The organism is Streptomyces abyssomicinicus, from assembly GCF_008974245.1.
In the GTDB taxonomy this organism is placed as follows: domain Bacteria; phylum Actinomycetota; class Actinomycetes; order Streptomycetales; family Streptomycetaceae; genus Streptomyces; species Streptomyces abyssomicinicus.
On record NZ_BBZI01000005.1, the window covers coordinates 1,308,638 to 1,327,726 of the forward strand.

At 74.1% G+C, this 19,089-nt stretch carries 19 protein-coding genes; 6 read left to right on the forward strand and 13 right to left on the reverse strand.

What is annotated here, in order from left to right; translation table 11 throughout:
* Positions 1-57: 57 nt before the first annotated feature.
* The 5 genes from GBN72_RS05405 to rph form a co-directional block, all read right to left on the reverse strand.
* Positions 58-639, reverse strand: coding sequence for a TetR/AcrR family transcriptional regulator (locus GBN72_RS05405; RefSeq protein WP_151770425.1), 582 nt, complete (start codon positions 637-639; stop codon positions 58-60).
* Between the two features lie 59 nt (positions 640-698).
* Positions 699-1,412 (reverse strand): ABC transporter ATP-binding protein, encoded by a 714-nt coding sequence (locus GBN72_RS05410; RefSeq protein WP_151770426.1) that lies wholly within the window; start codon positions 1,410-1,412, stop codon positions 699-701.
* On the reverse strand, positions 1,409-2,071 hold the full coding sequence (locus tag GBN72_RS35065) for an ABC transporter permease (RefSeq protein ID WP_246212264.1): 663 nt from the start codon (positions 2,069-2,071) through the stop codon (positions 1,409-1,411). The genes GBN72_RS05410 and GBN72_RS35065 overlap by 4 nt, the downstream gene beginning before the upstream one ends.
* Positions 2,065-2,547: a hypothetical protein gene (locus GBN72_RS35070; protein ID WP_246212265.1), complete on the reverse strand. Its 483-nt coding sequence runs from the start codon at positions 2,545-2,547 to the stop codon at positions 2,065-2,067. The genes GBN72_RS35065 and GBN72_RS35070 overlap by 7 nt, the downstream gene beginning before the upstream one ends.
* A gap of 143 nt (positions 2,548-2,690) precedes the next feature.
* On the reverse strand, positions 2,691-5,297 hold the full coding sequence (gene rph, locus GBN72_RS05420; RefSeq protein WP_151770427.1) for a rifamycin-inactivating phosphotransferase: 2,607 nt from the start codon (positions 5,295-5,297) through the stop codon (positions 2,691-2,693).
* A 219-nt stretch (positions 5,298-5,516) separates the two neighbouring features.
* Between rph and GBN72_RS05425 the strand changes: the two genes are divergently transcribed.
* The 3 genes from GBN72_RS05425 to GBN72_RS05435 all read left to right on the forward strand — a co-directional run bounded on the left by GBN72_RS05425 (position 5,517) and on the right by GBN72_RS05435 (position 8,547).
* Positions 5,517-6,719 carry a winged helix DNA-binding domain-containing protein gene (locus tag GBN72_RS05425; RefSeq protein WP_174887068.1) on the forward strand — a complete coding sequence of 401 codons (1,203 nt, stop codon included), beginning with the start codon at positions 5,517-5,519 and terminating at the stop codon, positions 6,717-6,719.
* Positions 6,720-6,882: 163 nt separating this feature from the next.
* Positions 6,883-8,025 (forward strand): DNA polymerase III subunit beta, encoded by a 1,143-nt coding sequence (gene dnaN / locus GBN72_RS05430; protein WP_151770428.1) that lies wholly within the window; start codon positions 6,883-6,885, stop codon positions 8,023-8,025.
* 141 nt (positions 8,026-8,166) lie between these two features.
* Positions 8,167-8,547: a hypothetical protein gene (locus GBN72_RS05435; protein WP_151770429.1), complete on the forward strand. Its 381-nt coding sequence runs from the start codon at positions 8,167-8,169 to the stop codon at positions 8,545-8,547.
* A 160-nt stretch (positions 8,548-8,707) separates the two neighbouring features.
* Here the strand turns inward: GBN72_RS05435 and GBN72_RS05440 are convergent, their stop codons facing one another.
* Complete coding sequence (locus tag GBN72_RS05440; RefSeq protein WP_151770430.1) at positions 8,708-9,160, reverse strand: flavodoxin family protein; 453 nt, start codon at positions 9,158-9,160, stop codon at positions 8,708-8,710.
* A gap of 42 nt (positions 9,161-9,202) precedes the next feature.
* Here GBN72_RS05440 and GBN72_RS05445 point away from each other — a divergent pair, with 42 nt between their 5' ends.
* Positions 9,203-9,847, forward strand: a complete 645-nt coding sequence (locus GBN72_RS05445) for a class I SAM-dependent methyltransferase (RefSeq protein WP_151770431.1) — start codon at positions 9,203-9,205, stop codon at positions 9,845-9,847.
* A gap of 276 nt (positions 9,848-10,123) precedes the next feature.
* Positions 10,124-11,137: a zinc-binding dehydrogenase gene (locus GBN72_RS05450; RefSeq protein ID WP_151770432.1), complete on the forward strand. Its 1,014-nt coding sequence runs from the start codon at positions 10,124-10,126 to the stop codon at positions 11,135-11,137.
* Here the strand turns inward: GBN72_RS05450 and GBN72_RS05455 are convergent.
* On the reverse strand, positions 11,127-12,173 hold the full coding sequence (locus GBN72_RS05455; RefSeq protein WP_151770433.1) for a phosphotransferase family protein: 1,047 nt from the start codon (positions 12,171-12,173) through the stop codon (positions 11,127-11,129). The genes GBN72_RS05450 and GBN72_RS05455 overlap by 11 nt on opposite strands.
* 265 nt (positions 12,174-12,438) lie before the next feature.
* On the opposite strand from GBN72_RS05455, the gene GBN72_RS05460 reads away from it, so the two are divergent.
* A complete protein-coding gene (locus tag GBN72_RS05460; RefSeq protein WP_151770434.1) occupies positions 12,439-13,182 on the forward strand; it encodes a type 1 glutamine amidotransferase in 744 nt (247 codons plus the stop codon).
* A gap of 138 nt (positions 13,183-13,320) precedes the next feature.
* Here the strand turns inward: GBN72_RS05460 and GBN72_RS05465 are convergent, their stop codons facing one another.
* From GBN72_RS05465 to GBN72_RS05490, 6 genes are read right to left on the reverse strand one after another with little or no spacing between them, the layout of a single operon-like run.
* Complete coding sequence (locus GBN72_RS05465) at positions 13,321-14,562, reverse strand: cytochrome P450 family protein (RefSeq protein ID WP_151770435.1); 1,242 nt, start codon at positions 14,560-14,562, stop codon at positions 13,321-13,323.
* Positions 14,562-15,833: a cytochrome P450 gene (locus tag GBN72_RS05470; RefSeq protein ID WP_151770436.1), complete on the reverse strand. Its 1,272-nt coding sequence runs from the start codon at positions 15,831-15,833 to the stop codon at positions 14,562-14,564. Before GBN72_RS05470 ends, GBN72_RS05465 begins: the two co-directional genes overlap by 1 nt.
* Before the next feature lie 7 nt (positions 15,834-15,840).
* Complete coding sequence (locus tag GBN72_RS05475) at positions 15,841-16,470, reverse strand: GTP-binding protein (protein ID WP_151770437.1); 630 nt, start codon at positions 16,468-16,470, stop codon at positions 15,841-15,843.
* On the reverse strand, positions 16,451-16,807 hold the full coding sequence (locus tag GBN72_RS05480; protein WP_151770438.1) for a DUF742 domain-containing protein: 357 nt from the start codon (positions 16,805-16,807) through the stop codon (positions 16,451-16,453). Before GBN72_RS05480 ends, GBN72_RS05475 begins: the two co-directional genes overlap by 20 nt.
* Positions 16,804-17,241, reverse strand: a complete 438-nt coding sequence (locus GBN72_RS05485) for a roadblock/LC7 domain-containing protein (protein WP_151770439.1) — start codon at positions 17,239-17,241, stop codon at positions 16,804-16,806. The genes GBN72_RS05480 and GBN72_RS05485 overlap by 4 nt, the downstream gene beginning before the upstream one ends.
* Positions 17,238-18,890: a sensor histidine kinase gene (locus tag GBN72_RS05490; RefSeq protein ID WP_151770440.1), complete on the reverse strand. Its 1,653-nt coding sequence runs from the start codon at positions 18,888-18,890 to the stop codon at positions 17,238-17,240. The genes GBN72_RS05485 and GBN72_RS05490 overlap by 4 nt, the downstream gene beginning before the upstream one ends.
* Positions 18,891-19,089 lie beyond the last annotated feature (199 nt).

A 19,089-nucleotide genomic window follows, 5' to 3' on the forward strand; every position in this document is an offset into this window, starting at 1 on the left:
CGGCCCGGGAACCTCCGGGCCGGTGCCGGATCGGGGGGTTCCGGGGATCTCGTCCCGTCAGCCCTCCGCGGCCAGGCACCGGTGCACCAGCTCGAGGGCACGTCTCGTCACGGCCTCGAGAGGAGCGCCGTGCTCGACGGAGGACAGTGCGGAGTGCAGCATGCCCGCGATCATGTCCGCGGTGAGTTCGGGGTCGGGCACGCCGATCTCCGCCACGGCGGCCCGGAAGGGGGCGACCTGCCGCAGGTGGAGCTCCATCAGCCGTTCCTGGCAGGCGGGATGGAGCTCCGCGCCCATGAGCGCGGCGGCGGGCCGGTGGGCGCCCTCCGCGCCCAGTCGCAGACTTTCCCTGAAGTAGGCCTCCACGCGTTCCACCGGACCGGTCGCGTCCGCCATCGCACGGGCGAGGGCCTCGTCGGACCGGCGGAAGGCCTCCTCGACGATGGTCGCCAGGAGGGCCGCCGACGAGTCGAAGTACTGGTACACGCTGGAGCGGGCCAGGCCCGCGCGGGCGCCGACCGCCGCGGGGGTCACGGCGGCGGCGCCCTCGCTCACCAGGATGTCGATGGCTGCCTGGATCAGCGCCTCGCGCTGGCGGGCGCGGTGCTCGGCGACGGTGGCGGCGTTGATCTTGGGCATGCGGGCGGACTCCGGGATGGTGAACGGTCCGGATCTCGCGAGACGGCCCGCCGCCCCGGTCAGGACAGGCGGCCGTCGACCATCTCGTACACCCGGTCGGCATGGTCCATTATCGCCAGGTCGTGGGTGACCATGACCGTCGCCGTCCCGTGCTCGCGGGTCTGTTCGGCGATCAGCCGCACGGCCTCGGCCGAACGGGCCCGGTCCAGCGCCGAGGTGGGTTCGTCGACCAGGAGCACCGCGGGGGAGGTCGTCAGCGCGCGCGCCAGGCCCGCGCGCTGACGCTCGCCCCCGGAGAGCTGGTGCGGCCGGGAGCCGGCGCGGTGCGAGAGGCCGACCGCCTCGATGAGCTCGTCCGCCCGTGCACGGGCCGCCGCGTCGAGCCGCCCGTCGATGTGCAGCGGCAGCAGCAGTTGTTCCCGCACGGTCAGCGAACTCAGCAGGTTCGACTGCTGGAAGACGAAGCCGATGTGCCGGCGGCGTGCCTCGGTGCGCCGTTTGTCCGGGAGGGCCGTCAGCTCGGCGCCGGCCACGGCGACGGTCCCGGACGAGGGCCTCTGCAGACCGCCGGCGACGGCGAGGAGACTGGACTTGCCCGAGCCGGAGGGGCCGACGACGGCGGCGAACTCCCCGGGGGCGACCCACAGGGTCACGTGGTCGAGGGCGGTGACGGCCGTGTCGCCGTCGCCGTGGACCAGCGTGACGTCGAGCAGGCGCAGGCCGGCGGCCGTGGCGTCCGGAGCAGCGGTGGCGTCGGGGGCGGGGACGGTCATCGGGTGGCTCCCAGGGCGATCAGAGGGTCGACGGCGGTGATGCGGCGTACAGCGACGGCGGCGCCCGCGGCTCCGAGGCCGATCAGGAGCCCGGCGGAGGTGGCGACGGCGGAGGCGGAGAGGGAGAACGGCGCCTTGCCGGTCATCGCGCTTCCCAGGGCCAGTCCGACGGCCGTGCCCGCCGCCGTGGCGGTCACCAGGACCACGACGACCTGGGCGAGGGCGTCGCGCAGGATGTACCGCGTGGGCGCGCCGAGCGCCTTCAGCAGGGCGATCTCGGCCTTGCGCTGCACGGTCCACACGGTGAAGAACGCACCGATGACGAGCGCCGAGATGGCGTACAGGAAGCCCTTGATCAACGCCATGGTGCTCGACTCCGCCGCGTAGCCGGGTGAGGCGTCGAAGGCCGTCTCCTTGGTGTCGGCGCGCGTGCCGGTCGCCTTCTGCACCGCGGTCACGTCGGCGTCCGGCTCCAGGGTCAGCGCCACGGCGGTGGCCTGCTCGCCCGCGGCCTCGGGAAGTTCCCCGGGCAGGCCGTAGTGCAGGTGGCGCCAGGTGCCGAGGTCCGCGTACACCACGCCGATGTGGCCGTAGGACACGGGCTCGTCGACCAGGCCGACGACCTCCAGGCGCACCTCGCTCCGGTCCGCGGTCAGCACGTCCCCGACCCGGACGCCCAGGTCGGCGATCTCCCGGGTGATGACGATGCCCCCCCGCCGTCCGCCAAGGATCTCCCCTCGGTGGGCCTCGGCGCCATGGAGGAGTCCGGCGCCATGCCGAACACCGCCAGGTTGACCTGCTCGCCCTCCTCCGCGCCCGCGGTCACCTGGGCGTTGACGAGGGTGTTGCCGAACGGCTCCGCCCGCTCCACCCCGGGGACCTCGGACCATGCCGCCCAGTCCTCGGACTCCACGGACGAACGGGAGAACTGCTCGCTGGTCGCCTTCGCGTCGAAGGCCAGGTGGGACACGGGCAGGGCGCGCAGACCGGAGATGCCGGCGTCGGCCAGTCCGGAGGCCAGTCCGGACAGCAGGACGCCGAGCACGGCGATCAGCGCGACCACGGCCCCCATCAGGAGGAAACGACCGCGGGCGAAGCGCAGGTCGCGTAGGGCGAGGAACACAGGAATCTCCACGGAGCAGGAGGCCAAGGGCAGCACTGGGCCACGGCAGGGCACAGCGGCACTTTGCCGAAATTTGACGACAGCAGTGTCAGCATCATAGACGCTTTCTCGACACTGCTGTCGGCAACCTGTCGTCCGCCCGTCCCGGGCCCGCCTCACGGCAGGATCTCGACGTACCCCTCGGTTCCGTGCACGCGGATGCGCTGCCCGTCCCTGATCAGCCGGGTGGCCCGCTCCACGGCGACCACGGCCGGCAGCCCGTACTCGCGGGCGATCACCGCGCCGTGGGTCATCAGGCCCCCCACCTCCGTCACGAGACCCGCGATCCCGACGAACAGCGGCGACCAGCTGGGGTCGGTGAAGGCCGTGACCAGGATGTCGCCCGCGGCGAGATCGGCGTCCGCCATGTCGAGGACGACACGCGCCCGCCCCTCGACGGTCCCGGTGGACACCGGCAGGCCGACCAGGGCGCCGGCCGGGACGTCGTCGCGCCGGTAGGCCCCGGTGACCGCCTCGCCGTCCGAGGTCAGCACCCGAGGCGGGGTGAGCGCGTGGTACGACCGGAACGCCTCCTTGCGCCGCCGCACCAGCTCCTCGTCCACCCGGTGGGTGCGCACGGCGTCGTGGAACTCCTGGAACGTGAGGTGGAAGACGTCCTCCCGTTCGGGCAGCACGCCGGCCCGCACCAGCCGCCCGGCCTCCGCCATCAGGGCCCGCTTGTAGAGGAAGTAGCGGCTGACGATGTCGTACTTGGGATACTCCCGGTACCCGATGAAGGTCCTGACCCGGTCGATCATCCGCTTCGTCTCCTCGGCCCTGCGGTCACCGTCCGGCAGGCGCCGCAGGCGCGCGAGGACCTCCTGCTCCTTGTGCAGGGCCCTCAGCCGCCCTTCCTCGAAGCGCCGCCCGGCGGCGCCGGGAGCGAAGTTCCGGACGTTGTCGAGCAGCGCGGGCACCAGCGTGGCGGGTCGCTCGCGCCACCGCGGCCTGGTGATGTCGATCTCGCCGGCGCAGCGCATGCCGAACCGGTCGAGGTAGGCGTCCAGGGCGTCGCGCGCCGCGGTACCGCCCGGGAGCTTCGCCAGCTCGTCCAGGAAGTCCTCGTCCCCCACGCCCCGCAGGAAGGACACCACCTCCGGGTGCGGGCGGACCATGTCCGCGACGTCGAGCAGCGCCAGACCCATCTCCGAGGTGATGTTGTCGGGGGCCGACAGGGTCAGGGTGTCGGCCACGTTCTTCTCGCCCAGCCACTCCCGCAGCGTGTCGTTGAGCCACCGCGTGGCGTCCATCCCCGCCATGAGCGCCTGATGGCTCAGCGGGTCACCGAGGACCCGCTTGTGCTCCTCGAACGCCTCCAGCAGGAAGTCGAACAGGGCGGGCCCGCTCTTCGTCCGGAGGTCGCGCTCCAGAGCCGCGCGGGACGCCTCGCTGCGACCGATCAGCTCGGCCACCACCGCCGGATCGGTCGCGATCGGAGCGGGCGGCACGGGCGGTGCGCCGGCCGGCGGTCCCGCGGGCGGCGCGTCCGGGAGCGACGGCACGAAGTCGTCCCGCTCGAGGACGGTCTCCAGGGCGTCCCTGATCAGGGGGTCACCGGTCCCCATGGCCTCCAGCAGGGCGGCGCGGCCCGCCGGAGAGGCCAGCCGCCGGGTGACGTCGACGAACAGCCTTCCGCCGGCCTCCGTCATCGGCACCATGGCCGTCATCCGCCACATGGAGTGCCCCAGCGCCCTCATCGGGTCGGTCATCATCTGCCCGTGACCGACCGAGACGTAGACGCGGTTCTCCCGGTCACCGGCCTCGGGGACGGGGAACAGTGTGGTGACCGGCCGGCTCTGCACGATGTGGAAGCCGTCGTCGGCCAGGCACCATTCGATGTCCTGGGGGCGGCCGAAGTACGCCTCGACGCGCCGTCCGAGTGCCACCAGGCGCACCGCCTGCGCGTCCGTCAGGGCCGGCTCCTCCTGCCGCCCGGGATCGATCCCGGCCTCCCGCGTGCCGCCCCCCGGCAGGGCGTGCACGGCACGGCGCTTGGCGTTGACCGTCCTGGCGACGACCTCGCCGTCGCGGACCGTGAAGACGTCCGGGTTCACCAGACCGGAGACCAGGGCCTCACCGAGGCCGAACCCCGCGTCCACGACGGCGGTCCTCCGGTTCCCCGTGACGGGGTCGGCCGTGAACAGGACGCCGGACGCACGCGGGACGACCATCCGCTGCACGACCACCGCCATGTGGACCGCGCGGTCGTCGACGCCGTTGCGCCGACGGTAGGTCACGGCCCGCTCGGTGAACAGCGAGGCCCAGCAGCGGACGACGTGCCGCAGGACCGCCGCCGGCCCCACGACGTTCAGGTACGTGTCCTGCTGGCCGGCGAAGGACGCCGTCGGCAGGTCCTCCGCCGTCGCGCTGGACCGGACGGCGTAGGCGGCCCGGTCCCCGTACCGGACGAGCGCGCGGGTGATCTCCGCCGCGACGTCGTCCGGGACCGCGACCCTCTCGATGCTCCCGCGGATCTCCTCGGCGAGGGCCCTGACCGCGTCCCGGTCCGCCGGGTCCACCCGTGACAGCCGGGCGATCCGCTCGCCGATCGACGGCTCCCGCGCCATGACCCGCCGGAAGACGTCCGTCGTGACGCAGAAGCCGTCCGGCACACGGACGCCCTCGATCCGTGTCAGCGCGCCCAGGTGCGCGCCCTTGCCACCGACGACGGGCACCTGCGCCGCGTCGACGGCCCGTAGATCCAGCACGTACTGTCCGGTCACTGCGACACCTCCGGAACCGCCGCGCCCCGCACGGCGGTTGTCGATCGAATCACCGGATTCTGCGGCCTCACCCGGGCCTTGCGGCAAGCCCCCGGGTGCGCTATACGTTGAGCATGGCAAGGAGACCGCTCTCCTTGCCTTTCCCTTTGCCCTCGCCGCCCGGCGCGGACCTCGCACCACACGGATGCCGGGCAGAGCTCCCCGAGGCGGAAGGGCGACATGCGGACGATCACGGTGGAGCAGCGGCGGGCCCGGCTGGGGCGACGGCACCTCCTGACACCCGGGGACCGGGCCGCGGACCCGGCCGAGGCCGCCCGGTCCGTGGTGGCGCTGCACGGCACCGACCCGTCGTCGGTCCACCTCTCCTGCTGGGCGCGGACCACCGGCTGCGGCGTCGCCGAGGTCGAACGGGCCCTCTACGACGACCGGACGCTGATCCGGCTGCTGGCCATGCGGCGCACGGTCTTCGTCACCACCCTGGACCGGGCCGCCGTCCTCCAGGCCGCCTGCTCCCGGGACGTCGCGGCCAGGGAACGGCGGAAGCTGGTCACGATGCTCGCCGAGTCGGGTCTCGGCGACGGCACGGGACCCGGCGCCGAGCACTGGCTCGCCGGGGCCGAGGCGGCCGCGCTCGCCTCGCTGGAGGCCCGCGGCGAGGCCACGGCGGCCGAACTGGCCGCGGACGACCCGCGCCTGGCCGAGCGGGTGGTGATCGGCCGCGGCAGCCGGAACGAGGCGCGGCCGAGTGTCGCCGCACGGCTGCTGCTCCTGCTGGCCGCCGACGGGCGGGCCGTGCGCGGACGGCCCCGCGGGTCCTGGACCTCCCACCAGTACCGGTGGTCGCCGCTGGAACGGTGGTGCCCGCAAGGACTGGCCGACCTCCCCGACGCCGAGGCCGCGACGGAACTGGCCCGGCTGTGGCTGCGGTCGTTCGGCCCCGCCCCCGCGGAGGACCTGCAGTGGTGGACGGGCTGGACCCGCACCCGCACCCGGCAGGCCCTGGCCGGCCTGGACCTGGTGGAGGCCGACCTCGACGGCACGCCGGGGCTGCTGCTCGCCGACGACCAGGACGACGTGCCCGAGCCGGAGCCCTGGGCGGCGCTGCTCCCCGCGCTGGACCCCACCCCCATGGGCTGGCAGCGGCGCGAGTGGTTCCTCGGCCCGCACGGCCCGAAACTGTTCGACCGGGCGGGCAACATCGGCCCCTCCGTCTGGTGGAACGGCCGTGTCGTCGGCGGCTGGACCACCGACGAGCGCGGCAGGGTCGTCCACCGGTTCCTCGAGGACGTCGGAGCCGGGGCCCGCGCCGCGGTGCGGGCCGAGGCCGACCGGCTCACCGCCCTCCTCGACGGCACCCGCATCACCCCCAGGACGCGGGGGCGCACCTGGCTGGAGGACGAAGTCGCGGCGACGATGGGCTAGTCGGGCACCGCGGTCCCGCCTCGCGCCCGGCCACGGACCGGCGAGCCGCCGACCGTCGGGCCGCCGACCGCCGGGTCCGCCCGCCCGCGCCGGGCGGCGTTGTCAGTGGTGCCCCCTAGCGTGGACGCCAGTGCGTAACGACGACCGACGGAGGATGGGCGCGATGGAGTTCACGATCGAGCGGAGCGCGCTGGCGGAAGCCGTGGCGCGGGCGGCGCGCTCCCTGCCCGCGCGCTCCACGGTGCCTGTCCTGGGCGGCCTGCTGCTGGACGCCCGGGCCGGCCGGCTCAGGATCTCCGGCTTCGACCACGAGGCCTTCGCCGAGATCGACACCCCCGCCGACACGGCCGTCGACGGCCGCGTGCTGGTCCTGGGGCGCCGCCTGGCGGACATCTGCAAGGTGCTGCCCGAGGGCAGGGTCGGCTGCGCGCTGGAGGGCTCCCGCTTCACCGTGGACGGCGGCGGCACCCGCTTCGGCCTGTCCACCCTGCCCCTTGAGGAGTATCCGGCGCTCCCCGCCCTTCCCGCGGTCCGGGGCCAGGTCGACGCGGCGGAGTTCGCGGCCGCGCTCGGCCAGGTGGTGGTCGCCGCGGGGCGGGACGACACCCTGCCCGTGCTCACCGGGGTCCAGCTCCGCACGGAGGGGGAGACGCTGACCCTCTCCGCCTCCGACCGCTACCGCTACGCCGTGCGCTCCCTGCCCTGGAAGCCCGAGCCGGACGCCGCCGTGGAGACCCTGGAGATCGTGCTCCCCGGGCGCCGGCTGACCGATCTGGCGCGTGCCGTGGCCCGCTCCGGGCTGCTGCGGGTGGGCCTCGACCCGCACGGCGGCAACGGCCTGGTCTCCTTCGAGACCACCGGCATGCGCAGCGCGCTGCGGCTGCTGGACGGGCGGCTGCCCCGCTACGACAAGCTCTTCTCCCTGGACGGCCCCGCCGTGGCCGAGGTGGAGCGCGAGCCGCTGACCGAGGCGGTGCGCCGGGTGGGCGTGGTGGCCGAACCCAACAGCCCGATACGCATGGACTTCTCGGCGGACGGCGGCGTGCTGCTGCAGGCCGGCTACGAGGACGACGTGGCCTCGCAACGGATGGCGGCCACCCTCGCCGGCGGCGGGGACGTCTCCGTCGCCTTCAACCCCCAGTACCTGCTGGACGCCCTCCAGTCCTTCACCGCGCGGCGGATCCGGTTCGAGCTGCTGGGCCCCGGGCAGCGCGCCCTGCTGGGCGGAGTCCCGGAGAGCGGGGAGGACGCCGGGGCTCAGGTGACCCACCGTCACCTGCTGATGTCCGTGCGCCAGTTGAGCTGATCAGCTCGGCGCCCCTGCCCGGGGGAGGGCGACCGGGCGGGCGTAGAGTTCGATCTCCCCGACCGGCCGGGCGGATCATCGGACCGGCGAGAGGGACACCGAACGACGTCCGGCCGGCCCGGCCGCTGTCCGAGAGGCATCATGCGACCCACAGTCACCCGCACCACCGTCCCCCGATCGGCCGCCGCACTCGTCCTCACGCTCCTGGGGGCCACGGCGTGCGCGGCCCCGTCCGTCGGCGAGGCCGACGCCCCGGCAGCCTCCGGCTCCCCGGCGGCGGCCACCCCCGAGGTGCTGAGCACCCTGGCCGACCGGACCGCCGACTTCGAGGGCGGCAACGCCCAGCGCGCCATGGAGCAGCTCGGATCGGACGTGGACGTCCGGCTCACCGACGTCGGCGGGGCGGACCGGCCGGTGGAGAACCCGGTGGAGTGGAAGCTCTGCACGGTCCACCAGCTCAGCGGGACGAACGGCCGTGAGGTGTACCAGTTCGGCGTGGTCCGCACCGACGAGAAGTGCTGAACCGGGCGCGCGGTACGGGAGACCGGGCAGCCCGGTGACCGGGGGCGGGCCTGGTGACCGGGGGAGAGCCCGTTGACCGGGGGCGGGCCCGGTCCGTCGGTCGGCCCCGGTCCGTCGGTCGGCCCCGGTCCGTCGGTCGGCCCCGGTCCGTCGGCCGGGCTCAGTCCGTCAGCCCGGCCGCGACCGTCGCGCCCAGCTCCCAGCACGCCCGGGTACCCGCCTTGCCCGGGTCGCCGGTGACGGTCACCGGCTCGGCGGCGCGTTTCCACCCCAGCCCGGTGGTGATCGACTCGATGGCGCGCGCGGCGCCCGTCACGTCGTTGTTGCCGTGCAGGTAGTAGCCGAACGGGCGGCCGCGGGTGGCGTCGAGACAGGGGTAGTAGACCTGGTCGAAGAAGTGCTTGAGGGCCCCCGACATGTAGCCGAGGTTGGCCGGGGTGCCGAGCAGATAGCCGTCGGCCTCCAGCACGTCCGAGGCGGTCGCGGCCAGCGCCGCCCGCCGGACGACCTTCACGTCCTCGATCTCCGGGTCGGTCGCCCCGGAGAGGACCGCTTCGAACATCGCCTGGCAGCTCGGCGAGGGTGTGTGATGCACGATCAGCAAGGTAGGCACGGCGCCATTGTCCTCCTCGGCGCCCGGTGCGACGATGCCGCCATGACCGACGCCGACGGCCGCACCGGCCGCCCCCGCCCCGAAGCGGTCTTCGACGCCCTGGGGGCCGACTACGAGAAGGCGTTCGCCGGCTCCGAGGCACACCACGCCTCGCTCCGGTGGCTGCTGGACCGGCTGCGGCCCGGCAGCCGCGTCCTCGATGTGGGCAGCGGCACCGGCAGGCCCACCGCCGAGGTCCTCGCCGGGGCCGGTCACGACGTGCTGGGGGTGGACGTCTCCCCCGTGATGGTCGACCTGGCGTCCCGGCAGGTGCCCAAGGCCCGGTTCCGGCTCGCCGACGCCCGGGAAACGCCCCTGGAGGACGCGTCGTTCGACGCCGTCACGGTGTACTTCTCGCTGCTGCAGATGACCCGCGGCGAACAGGCCGGCCTGGTGCGGCGCCTCACCCGCGCCCTGCGGCCGGACGGCGCCGCAGTGCTGGCCACGGTGCCGGTGGACGCGGACGACGTCCCGCACGCCTTCATGGGGCACCCGGTCAGGGTGAGCAGCTTCGCGGCGGCCGGGTTCGTGGACCTGGCCCGGCGGGCGGGCCTCACCGTCGTGGAGGAGAAGTCCGCCCTCTTCACCCCCGCCCACCCCGACGCCGAGCCGGAGCCGCACCTCTATCTGCACTGCGTGCGGGACTGAGAGCCGCGCGGGACCGGGAGCCGTGCGGGACTGAGAGCCGTGCGGGGCCGGGAGCAGCGGGCGGACGTGCCGCGCCGGGGGCAGGTGGAACGGCCGCCCGGAACCGGGCCCCGCCGTACCGCCGAGGTGCTGGGCGGCGGCGAGTGGATCTCCGCGGCCGACACCCGTTCGGCGCCCGCCGTGTGCCGGGACGGCACGAGCCGCTGCCGGAACGGGTACACGTGAGTCCGTCGGAGGAGACCAGACCGACGACAGCAGCGGGAAAGGACGCACCTCATGAGCCGCACCATGCTGGCGGGCCGGATGAACTTCGCCACCCGGACGTTCGACGTCAGGGAGGTGCCGCTCCCCGATCCGGGACCGGGCGAGGTGAGGGTGCGGGTCCGCGCCGCGGGCGTCTGCCTCTCCGACGTCCACCTGATCGAGGGCCTGCTCCGCCCGATGCTGCTCCAGGGGGACGAGGTCACGCTCGGGCACGAGGTGGCCGGCGAGGTCGACGTGCCCGGCGAAGGCGTCACCGGTGCGGAACCCGGCACCCGGGTGATCGTCGGTGCCGGCAAGCGCGTCGGCGAGGTGGTGTGGACCATGGGCGTCGACTACGACGGCGGCTGGGCGGAGTACGTGGTCGCCCCCGCCGAGGTCCTGCTGCCCATCCCCGACAGCCTGCCGTTCGAGCAGGCCGCCATCATCCCGGACGCCGTGTCCACCCCCTGGGCCGCCGTCGAGTGGACCGGGCAGGTCTCGGCGGGCGAGGCGGTCGGCGTCTGGGGCATCGGCGGCCTCGGCGCGCACGGCGTGCAGCTGCTGCGCTTTGCCGGGGCGGCGCCGATCGTCGCCGTCGACCCGGTGGAGGCGGCCCGCGAACGGGCCCTGGAGTTCGGCGCGGACCTCGCACTGGACCCCGCGGACCCGGACTTCGACACCAGGATCGCCGCCGTCACCAAGGGGGCGGGGCTGGACGCGGCCATCGACTTCGCGGGCGTCGCGCCCGTGCGGGACCAGGCGCTGCGGGCCCTGGGGACGGGCGGCCGGCTGGTGCTGGTGGGCATCAGCGGAGGGGCGCTGACGGTCGAGAACGACGGACGGTTCCAGTACGCGCGCAAGCGGATCCTGGGGCACTACGGCTCGGAGCCGCGGCACGTGGCGGACCTGGTGCGCCTGGTCGAACTGGGCCGGCTGGACTTCTCGCGCTCCGTCAGCGGCACCCTGCCGCTCGCCGACGCCGCTCAGGCGGTGGAGGCCCTGGAGTCCAAGAAGGGCAACCCCATCCGCCTGGTGCTCATCCCGTAGACCACCAGTGGGTCACCGGACCCTCCCCCCGGTGCCAGGCGTCGAGCATCGCCGCGAGCGGTGTGAGCACCTCACGCCCCAGCCAGTCGAGGGTCGCCGCGTCGAAGCGGCGGGGGCGAGCCTCCACCCACATGATCAGGTAGAGGTAGGCGCGGTAGAGGGCGATCCGGTTGAGGGCGGACGCGTCGAGGACCACCGAGCCGCCCGCGGCGCGGTAGCCGTTCAGGAAGGCGTCGTCCCCGGTGATGTCGTGGGTGAGGGCCAGCGAGACGAACTCCGCCAGGGGGTCGCCCCAGAGGGCGCGTTCCGCGTCGATCAGCGCGGTGATCCGCGGCCCTTCGGGCCGCCGTTCGGCGAGGATGTTGCCGTCCCACAGGTCCCAGTGCACCAGGCGGGGCACCGTCACCTCGTCGAGCACGGAACTCTCGGCGGCGATCACCACCCGGATCTCCTCGGCCGGCCGGGGGAGGGGGACCGCGAAGCGCCCGGCGTCGTCCAGCACCGCGTCCACCATCTCCAGGAATGCCTCCCGCCAGCTCGGGCGCAGCGGGCCGAACGGGAGCGCCGGATACCCGAACCCCTCCGTGCCGGTCACGGCGTGCAGCTGGGCCATGTGCCCCCCGAGCTCCGCCCGGACCTGGGCCCGGGCCCCGGCGTCCAGGTCCCGCGCGAGCCTGTCCCAGGGCACCCCGGGGCACTCGGACGTCACCAGGTGGTCGCCCGGCCCTCCCTCGTCCCGCGCGCTCACGGCCAGCACCGTCGCGACCGGGACGGAGGTCCTCTCCCGGGCCGTCCGCAGGTACCAGGCCTCCGTGCCGAGAATGCCGCGTTCGTAGCGCAGCACCGGGTCGTCGGGGCCGGGCGCGAGCTTCACCACCAGGCCGGCCCCGTCCACCGTTCGCACGCCGAACACGGCGCTGAAGGTGCCGCCGTCCAGCTTCCGGCACCCGGCCACCCGGTCCGGGCCGACCCCGGCGTCCTCCAGTGCCGCCACCAGGCGCGCACGGCGCCGCTCGTCCTCGACGGGCTCCGACATGTTCGATCCCCCTTGGGCTCGCCACCCCGCGCCGATGGCCCCGCCATCCTGGCAGCCAGGGCCGGGGCAAGGGAAGAAGCGTTCCCGCAGCGTTCCCTCCCCACCTCCGCCGTGCGCACCCGACGGTGTCCTCGGCCGACGATGTCATCGGCCGACGGTGTCCTCAGATGACGGTGTCGTCAGCACTGACCGGAGCCCGTCAAGGGTATGGATCACCACGCCGCAGGCCGGCCGTGCCGGAGCCCGCCGTGTCGAAGGGACACCCATGACCGCGCCCACCGCCCTCGTGATCCAGAACTTCCCCGGGGGAGGCCCCCGCCGGTGGGGGGACTGGCTCGGCGAGGCGGGCCTCGGCTGCGAGGTGGTCGAGGCCCACACGGGCGCGGCGGTCCCGGACACCCGGGCCGCCCGCGGCCACGCCGCCCTGGTGGTCCTCGGCGGCCCCTTCATGCCGGACGACGACGTCCGCGCGCCCTGGCTTCCCGCCGTCCGCGCGCTGACCCGGCAGGCGCTGGAGGACGGACGGCCCTACTTCGGCGTCTGTCTGGGCGGACAACTCCTTGCCCAGGTGGCGGGCGGCGAGGTCCGCGCGGGGCACGGCGCGCCGGAGGCGGGCAGCACCCCGCTCACCCTGCTGGCCGGCGCCACCGCCGAGGACCCGCTCTTCCACGGTCTGCCCGAGCGGGTCACCGCCATCGAGCACCACGTGGACGCCGTCACCGCGCTGCCGCCCGAGGCGCATTGGCTGGCCCGCTCGCAGGCCTGCCCGTACCAGGCGTTCCGGGTCGGCCCCGCCGCCTGGGGCGTGCAGTTCCACCCGGAGATCGCCGCCGAGCACCTCGTCCACTGGAACCCGGGCAGGCTCGCCCGCAACGGCTTCGACCACGCGGACCTGCTCGCCCGCGCCCGGCGCGACGAGGCGGCCGCCGCCGAGGTCTGGCGCACCGTCGCCCACCGCTTCGCCGCCGTGGCCACCGCACGGGGCGGCGCCCGCCGCCCCGCCCCCTGACCCGCCGGGTCCGGGCACGGCCGGCCTGGTCGCGCCGGCCCCGGACCCGCCGGATCCGGTCGCGCCGCCCCGGACACGCCGGAGCCCCGGTGCGGTGCCTCGCGGCAGCCGACCGGGGCTCCGGTGACCGGTGGAGGGTCAGGCCAGGAAGACCGGGAACGCCACCAGGTCGTTCTGCGTCATCACCGGAAGGTTCCGGATCTCCTCGTCCGGCACGGCCGTCCGCATCCGCGGGAACCGCTCGAACAGCGCCGGAAGGGCGATGGCCGCCTCCAGTCGGGAGAGCGCCGCACCGGGGCAGATGTGCGGCCCGTGCCCGAACGCCATGTGCCGGATCGGGGTCTCACGGGTGACGTCGAAGCTGTCGGCGTCCGCCCCGTGCTGCTCCTGGTCGCGGTTGATCGCACGGTAGGACATGACCACCCCGTCGCCCTTGGGGACCACCGTGTCGCCGATGGTCAGGTCCTCCGTCGGGAACCGCATCAGCAGGTGGCTGTTGGCCGGGTCCCAGCGCAGGGTCTCCTCGATCACCGCCTCCCACGACACCTTGCCCGCGAGCACCAGGGCGAGCTGGTCCGGGTGGTTCAGCAGCGCCCGGGTCGCACTGGTGATGAGGTCGATGGTCGTCTCGTGACCCGCGGCCACCAGCGCCTTGAGGTTGCCGAGCACCTCGTCCTCGGCGAGCGGCTCACCGCCCTCCTCGCTGTGGATCAGGGCGCTGAGCAGGTCGTCGCCCGGGTTCGCCTTCCGCTCGCGGATGAGCTCGAGGTACCACCGGTCGAAGGTGTCCAGGATCTCCAGCCGCTCCTCGTGCGGGGTGAGCATCGAGAAGAACCGCTTGTACCCGTCGGCCAGCCAGGGCTGGCTCTCCGCGGGGACGTCCAGCAGCAGACACACCACCTGCATCGGCAGCGGCTGGGCGAAGACCGCCTTCAGGTCCACGGCGGAGCCGTCACGGCCGGCCTCCTCCACCGCGTCGAGGAGCTTGTCGGTGAAGGCGACGATGTCGTCGCGTATCGCCTCGATGCGTCTGGGCGTCAGCGCCTGCGCCGTCTTGGCGCGCAGCCGCCGGTGGTCGGGGCCGTCCACGGTGAACATCGAACGGCCGGCGTCGATCATCGTGATCAGCGGCCATTCACGGGTGACCACCCCCTCCTGCCAGAGCCGCCACTCGTTCAGGTCCTTGACGAGACGGGGGTCGAGCAGCAGGTCCCGCGCGACGGCGTGCCGGGTCACGGACCAGGCGGGAACGCCGAGCAGGTCGATCGGGACCACCGGTCCCGCAGCGACCAGACGCTCGGTCTCGCCGTCCAGGTCCCGGACCATCGGGTCGATCACGATCGGCCCGGCGTTCGTGGCGCCGGTGTAAGGGCACTTCATCAGTAGTCTCCAACAGTCCGTACGGCGGTGAAACGCACCGGCAGCGACGTGAAGCCCCGCATGAACGGGGAGGGACGGCGTACCAGGGACTCGGCGGGTACCGTCAGCTCCAGGTCGGGCAGCCGGTCGAGGAGCACCTCGATCCCGGTCCGCGCGATGATCTCGGCGATCTCCTGGGCCGGGAAGGGGCACCGGTACTCGCCGTGGCTGAAGGACAGGTGGGCGCTGTTGCCCGCCGCGACCACGGTCCGGCCGGCCGTGAGGTCCTGGCGCACGTGCGGGTCCAGGTTGGCCCCGCCGTACCCGAGCAGGATCAGGTCGCCGGCCCGCAGGACGCGACCGCCCAGGGTGGTGTCACGGGCGGCCCACCGGTTGGGCAGCATCTGCGAGGGGGTGTCCTCCCAGAGCACCTCGTTCATGGCCTGGGCGATGCTGTGGCGTGCCCCGCCCAGCGCGGTCGCGAAGCGCTCGTCGGTGAGCATCAGGCGGATCGAGTTGCCGATCCAGTCGGTGGTCTGCAGGTAGCCGGCGGCCACGATGGCCCGCAGGTCCCAGACCATCTCCTCCTCGGTGAACGGCGCGTCCACGGCGCTGTCGTGGGCGAGGATCCGCGAGGCGATGTCCGGACCGGGCCGCTCGACCTTGGAGTGCAGCAGCTCCCGCATGCTCTCACCGAACTCGTCGTTCGCCTTCTGGGCGTCCGGCCCGGCGTCGGAGAGCCGCTGGATGATCCCGGCGATCCTCGGCCCGTCCTCGTCCGGGAAACCGGCCAGCCGGGCCAGGGTCAGGATGGGCAGCGCCATCGCGAACTCGTCGACCAGGTCGGCGCTCCCGCGACCGCAGAAACCGTCGATCAGCCGGTCCGCCAGTTCCTCGGCCTCGCGGCGGAGTTCGAAGGCGTCGGTCTGCTCCAGCACGGCGTTCACCAGGCGGGTGTGGCGGCGGTGCTCCTCGCCGACGGTGAAGTACACGCACGGCACGCGTTCGCCCAGCATCGGCCGCAGCGGCCAGTCCGCGGGCACGTTCGGCCACTGGTTCCACAGGCCGGCGTCCCGGGGGAACAGCTCGGGGTCGCTGGTGACCTGGTGCAGTTCCCGGTAGCCGATCACCAGCCAGGCCGGGAAGCCGGCGAACACCACCGGCACCACCGGGCCGAACCGGGCCCTCATGTCCCGGTACTGGGCGTGCGGCGCGGTGTGGAAGCGCTCGTCCGCCAGCAGGTCGACGGGGCAGACGCCGCCCTGCGTGGAGCTCTGGGCAGAAGTGTTCATCTCGGCCTCACCGGACAGGGGCCGCGGCGCGGGCCCCGTGGAGGGTCTGCAGGTGCTCCGCCAGGGTGAGCAGCACCCGCTTGCTGGACTCCCGGGAGCGGGCGTCGCAGTCGATCAGGGGGATGGCCGGGTCCAGGTCGAGCGCGTCCCGGATCTCCTCCAGGGAGTGCGGCGGGCCCCCGAAGTCGTTGCGGGCGACGATGAACGGCGTTCCGTGGTGCTCGAGCCGGTCGATCGCGTACCAGGAGTCGTCCAGACGCCGGTCGTCGACCAGCACCACCGCGCCGATGGTCCCGGCGAACAGCCGGTCCCACAGGAACCAGAACCGTTCCTGGCCGGGCGCGCCGAACAGGTAGAGGACGGTCTCCTCGTCGAGGGTGATCCGCCCGAAGTCGAAGGCGACCGTCGTCCCCGTCTTCTCCGGCACATGGCGCGTGTCGTCGGTCGGGACGCCCGCCCGCGTCATCGTCTCCTCGGTGTTGAGCGGACGGATCTCGCTGACCGAACGGACCAGGGTCGTCTTGCCGACCCCGAAGCCGCCCACGACGACGATCTTCAGGCCGTTGCTGGCGCGGTCGCCGAGCGGAGCCCGCGGCCCGTCGGGCAGGGGCCGGGTTTCAGAGAGCGCGGAGTCCAACGAGCACCTTCTCCAGTGTGGCGGGATCCAGCTCCGGGCGGCCGGAGGCGGTGTACCGCGGATGACGGGCGGTGGCCCGGCCCGCGTCCAGAAGGTCCGAGACGAGGATCTTCGTGATGGACACGGGCAGGCCGAGCTCGGCGGAGATCTCGACCACCGAGGTGGGGTGGGCGCACAGACGCAGGATCGTCGCGAGTTCCGACGACAGCCCCGCCGCCGGTCCGCTCTCGGCGACGATCAGCGTCACCAGGTCCAGGTCCTCCCGGGAGGGCCGGCTGCGCCCCGAGGTGAGGGTGTACAGCCGGTCCGGCCGGTCGTCGGGCCCCGGCCGGCTCACGACGTGGCGACCTGGACGGCCGGGTCGGAGGACTCCCGGGGCGGCGTGCTCAGGTGCTCGCCGAGCTGCTCGATCAGCTCCTGCATGGTGTGCCCGACCAGCCCGGGGTCGGCGTCCTCCTCGGCGACCACCGCGATGTGGGCGCCCGCCCCGGCCTCGACGATGAACAGCAGGCCGCCGTGGAACTCAGTCATCGACTGCCGCACGCCGCCGTCGCCGCTGCCGAACTCGGCGGACGCGCCCTGGGCGAGGGACTGGATGCCCGCCGATATGGCGGCCAGCTGGTCCGCCTGGTCGACGGTGAGCTCGGGGGAGTGGCACAGCTTCAGGCCGTCCCGGGAGAGCACCAGCGCGTGGCGCGCTCCCGGGGTGCGTTCGAGCAGGCCCTCCAGGAGCCAGGTGAGCTCTGCTATGCGGCTGTGGTCGTGGTTCATCTGTCGCTTCCTCGGGTGTCGGCGCTCGCGGGGGAGTCGGGGGAGTCCTTGTCCTCGGCTGTCGCCGGGTCGGACGCGCGGGGGGTCGTGCTCTCGGGGCCGGCCTTGCCGGTCACGGCCGTCCGGAACGCGTGGAAGCGCGCACCGTGGCGGGCCGGCCGGGGGAGCGACAAGGGCGCGGGGGCGCTGTCGTCCGCGGACGCGGAGGCGCCCGGCAGGCCTTCGGGGTGCGCGGCGGCGAAGGTCTGTCCGCGGCGGCGCTTGGGAAGCGTCGAGGCCGCCGTGGCCCCGCTCCCCGGGGCGGGGGCGGAAGGGGCGGGGGGTCCGGACTGCTGCGCGGGCCGGCGCCGGGGGAGGGCGTCGGCGTGGCCCTGGGGCGCGGCGCCGGAGGGGGTGCGCTGACTGGGGATGGACCCGGTGGCCGGTCGCCGAGCGGTGTCCGGCCCGGGCGCGGGGGCCTGGGCCGCCGCCGGGGCGGCGCCTGTCGCGGTGGCGGCGGCCGGGGTGGCGGCCGCCGGGGCGGCCGGGGTGGCGGCGGTGGCCGACGCGGCCGGAGCCGTGGCCGTCTCCTCGATGCGGCTGATCAGGTGGCGGGGTATCAGCACCAGGACCGCCGTGCCGCCGGTCGCGGAGGGCCGGAAGGAGACCGTGAGGTCGTGCTTGCGGGCCAGGTGCCCGACGACCGCGAGTCCCAGTCGGGTGCCGGTGAGCGCGGACAGGTCCGGGGTGTCCCCGGAGACCGCCTGCTCCGCCCGGCGCAGCGCCGAGTCGCCCATGGTGAGGCCGCTGTCCTCGACGGTGACCAGCAGACCGGCCGGCACCTCGCCGACGTAGGTGAACACCTCGGTGCTGGGCGGGCTGAAGTTGCAGGCGTTGTCGAGGAGTTCGGCCAGGACGTGCATCACGCCCTCGGCCGCGTGCCCGGCGACCGCCAGGGTCGGCGGCACGGCGCGCAGCCGCACCCGCCGGTAGCCGGCTATCCGGCCCATCGCGCCGCGCAGCACCGACTCCATGGTGATCGGACGCGCCCAGCGACGGCCCGATCGGGCGCCGCTGAGCACTGCGATGGAGTCGGCCAGCCGGCCGGCCTGCGCGGTGCGGTGGTCGACGTGCAGCAGGTCGGCCAGGACGTCGCCGTCGTTGTGGCGTTCCTCCATCTCCCGCAGCTCGGCGAGGGTGGAGGTGGAGATGGCCTGCATGCGCCCGGCCGCGTTGGCGCAGGCGGCCAGGGCGGCGGCCCGGCGGGCCTCGCTGCGGCCCAGCGCGCGGACCGCCTCCTGCAGCGCCCGGACGTGCTCGGGCCGGACGGGAGCCACGGCGGCCTGCCGGCCGGTCGGCGTGAACTCGGCCAGCACCCGCTCCGCGGTGGCGCCCTGGGCGGCCCGGGCGATCGCGGCCGGGAGCGTGGTGTCGGCGAACCGGACGGCGTCCGCCTCGAGTTCGGCGTACCGCTCGACGGCGCGCAGTTCGCGGGACCGGAACCAGGCGGCGAGCCCGGCGGTGAAGGTCAGCAGGACGCCGCCGCCGGACACGGTCCACACAAGCGCGTCCGAGCCGTCCGCCGGGACCGCGAAGGCTGTCACGCCGGCGAGCGCCCCGCTCGTCAGCGCACAGACGAACGCGACCGAGCGGACTCGGGACAGGGGCATCGGTGTACTCCTCAGCAGGCCGTGGCACAGCGGCAGGGCGGTAACTCGGGGACACTATAGGGACGTTGTGTGTCTCGGATTGCCTGCAGGTGACCGAACTGTGAGGAGAAGTTGATCACAGATTTCCGACAATGGACTACTTGTCACATCAAGTTGACCAGGTGTGATGTGGCGGAAAGCTGCTGATGCTCCGGACCTT

Bases quoted from the DNA above. Each gene is read 5' to 3' on its own strand.
- GBN72_RS05405 (WP_151770425.1), bottom strand. From the start codon at position 639: ATGCCCAAGATCAACGCCGCCACCGTCGCCGAGCACCGCGCCCGCCAG.
- GBN72_RS05410 (WP_151770426.1), bottom strand. From the start codon at position 1,412: ATGACCGTCCCCGCCCCCGACGCCACCGCTGCTCCGGACGCCACGGCC.
- GBN72_RS05425 (WP_174887068.1), top strand. From the start codon at position 5,517: ATGCGGACGATCACGGTGGAGCAGCGGCGGGCCCGGCTGGGGCGACGG.
- dnaN (WP_151770428.1), top strand. From the start codon at position 6,883: ATGGAGTTCACGATCGAGCGGAGCGCGCTGGCGGAAGCCGTGGCGCGG.
- GBN72_RS05435 (WP_151770429.1), top strand. From the start codon at position 8,167: ATGCGACCCACAGTCACCCGCACCACCGTCCCCCGATCGGCCGCCGCA.
- GBN72_RS05445 (WP_151770431.1), top strand. From the start codon at position 9,203: ATGACCGACGCCGACGGCCGCACCGGCCGCCCCCGCCCCGAAGCGGTC.
- GBN72_RS05450 (WP_151770432.1), top strand. From the start codon at position 10,124: ATGAGCCGCACCATGCTGGCGGGCCGGATGAACTTCGCCACCCGGACG.
- GBN72_RS05455 (WP_151770433.1), bottom strand. From the start codon at position 12,173: ATGTCGGAGCCCGTCGAGGACGAGCGGCGCCGTGCGCGCCTGGTGGCG.
- GBN72_RS05460 (WP_151770434.1), top strand. From the start codon at position 12,439: ATGACCGCGCCCACCGCCCTCGTGATCCAGAACTTCCCCGGGGGAGGC.
- GBN72_RS05465 (WP_151770435.1), bottom strand. From the start codon at position 14,562: ATGAAGTGCCCTTACACCGGCGCCACGAACGCCGGGCCGATCGTGATC.
- GBN72_RS05470 (WP_151770436.1), bottom strand. From the start codon at position 15,833: ATGAACACTTCTGCCCAGAGCTCCACGCAGGGCGGCGTCTGCCCCGTC.
- GBN72_RS05485 (WP_151770439.1), bottom strand. From the start codon at position 17,241: ATGAACCACGACCACAGCCGCATAGCAGAGCTCACCTGGCTCCTGGAG.
- GBN72_RS05490 (WP_151770440.1), bottom strand. From the start codon at position 18,890: ATGCCCCTGTCCCGAGTCCGCTCGGTCGCGTTCGTCTGTGCGCTGACG.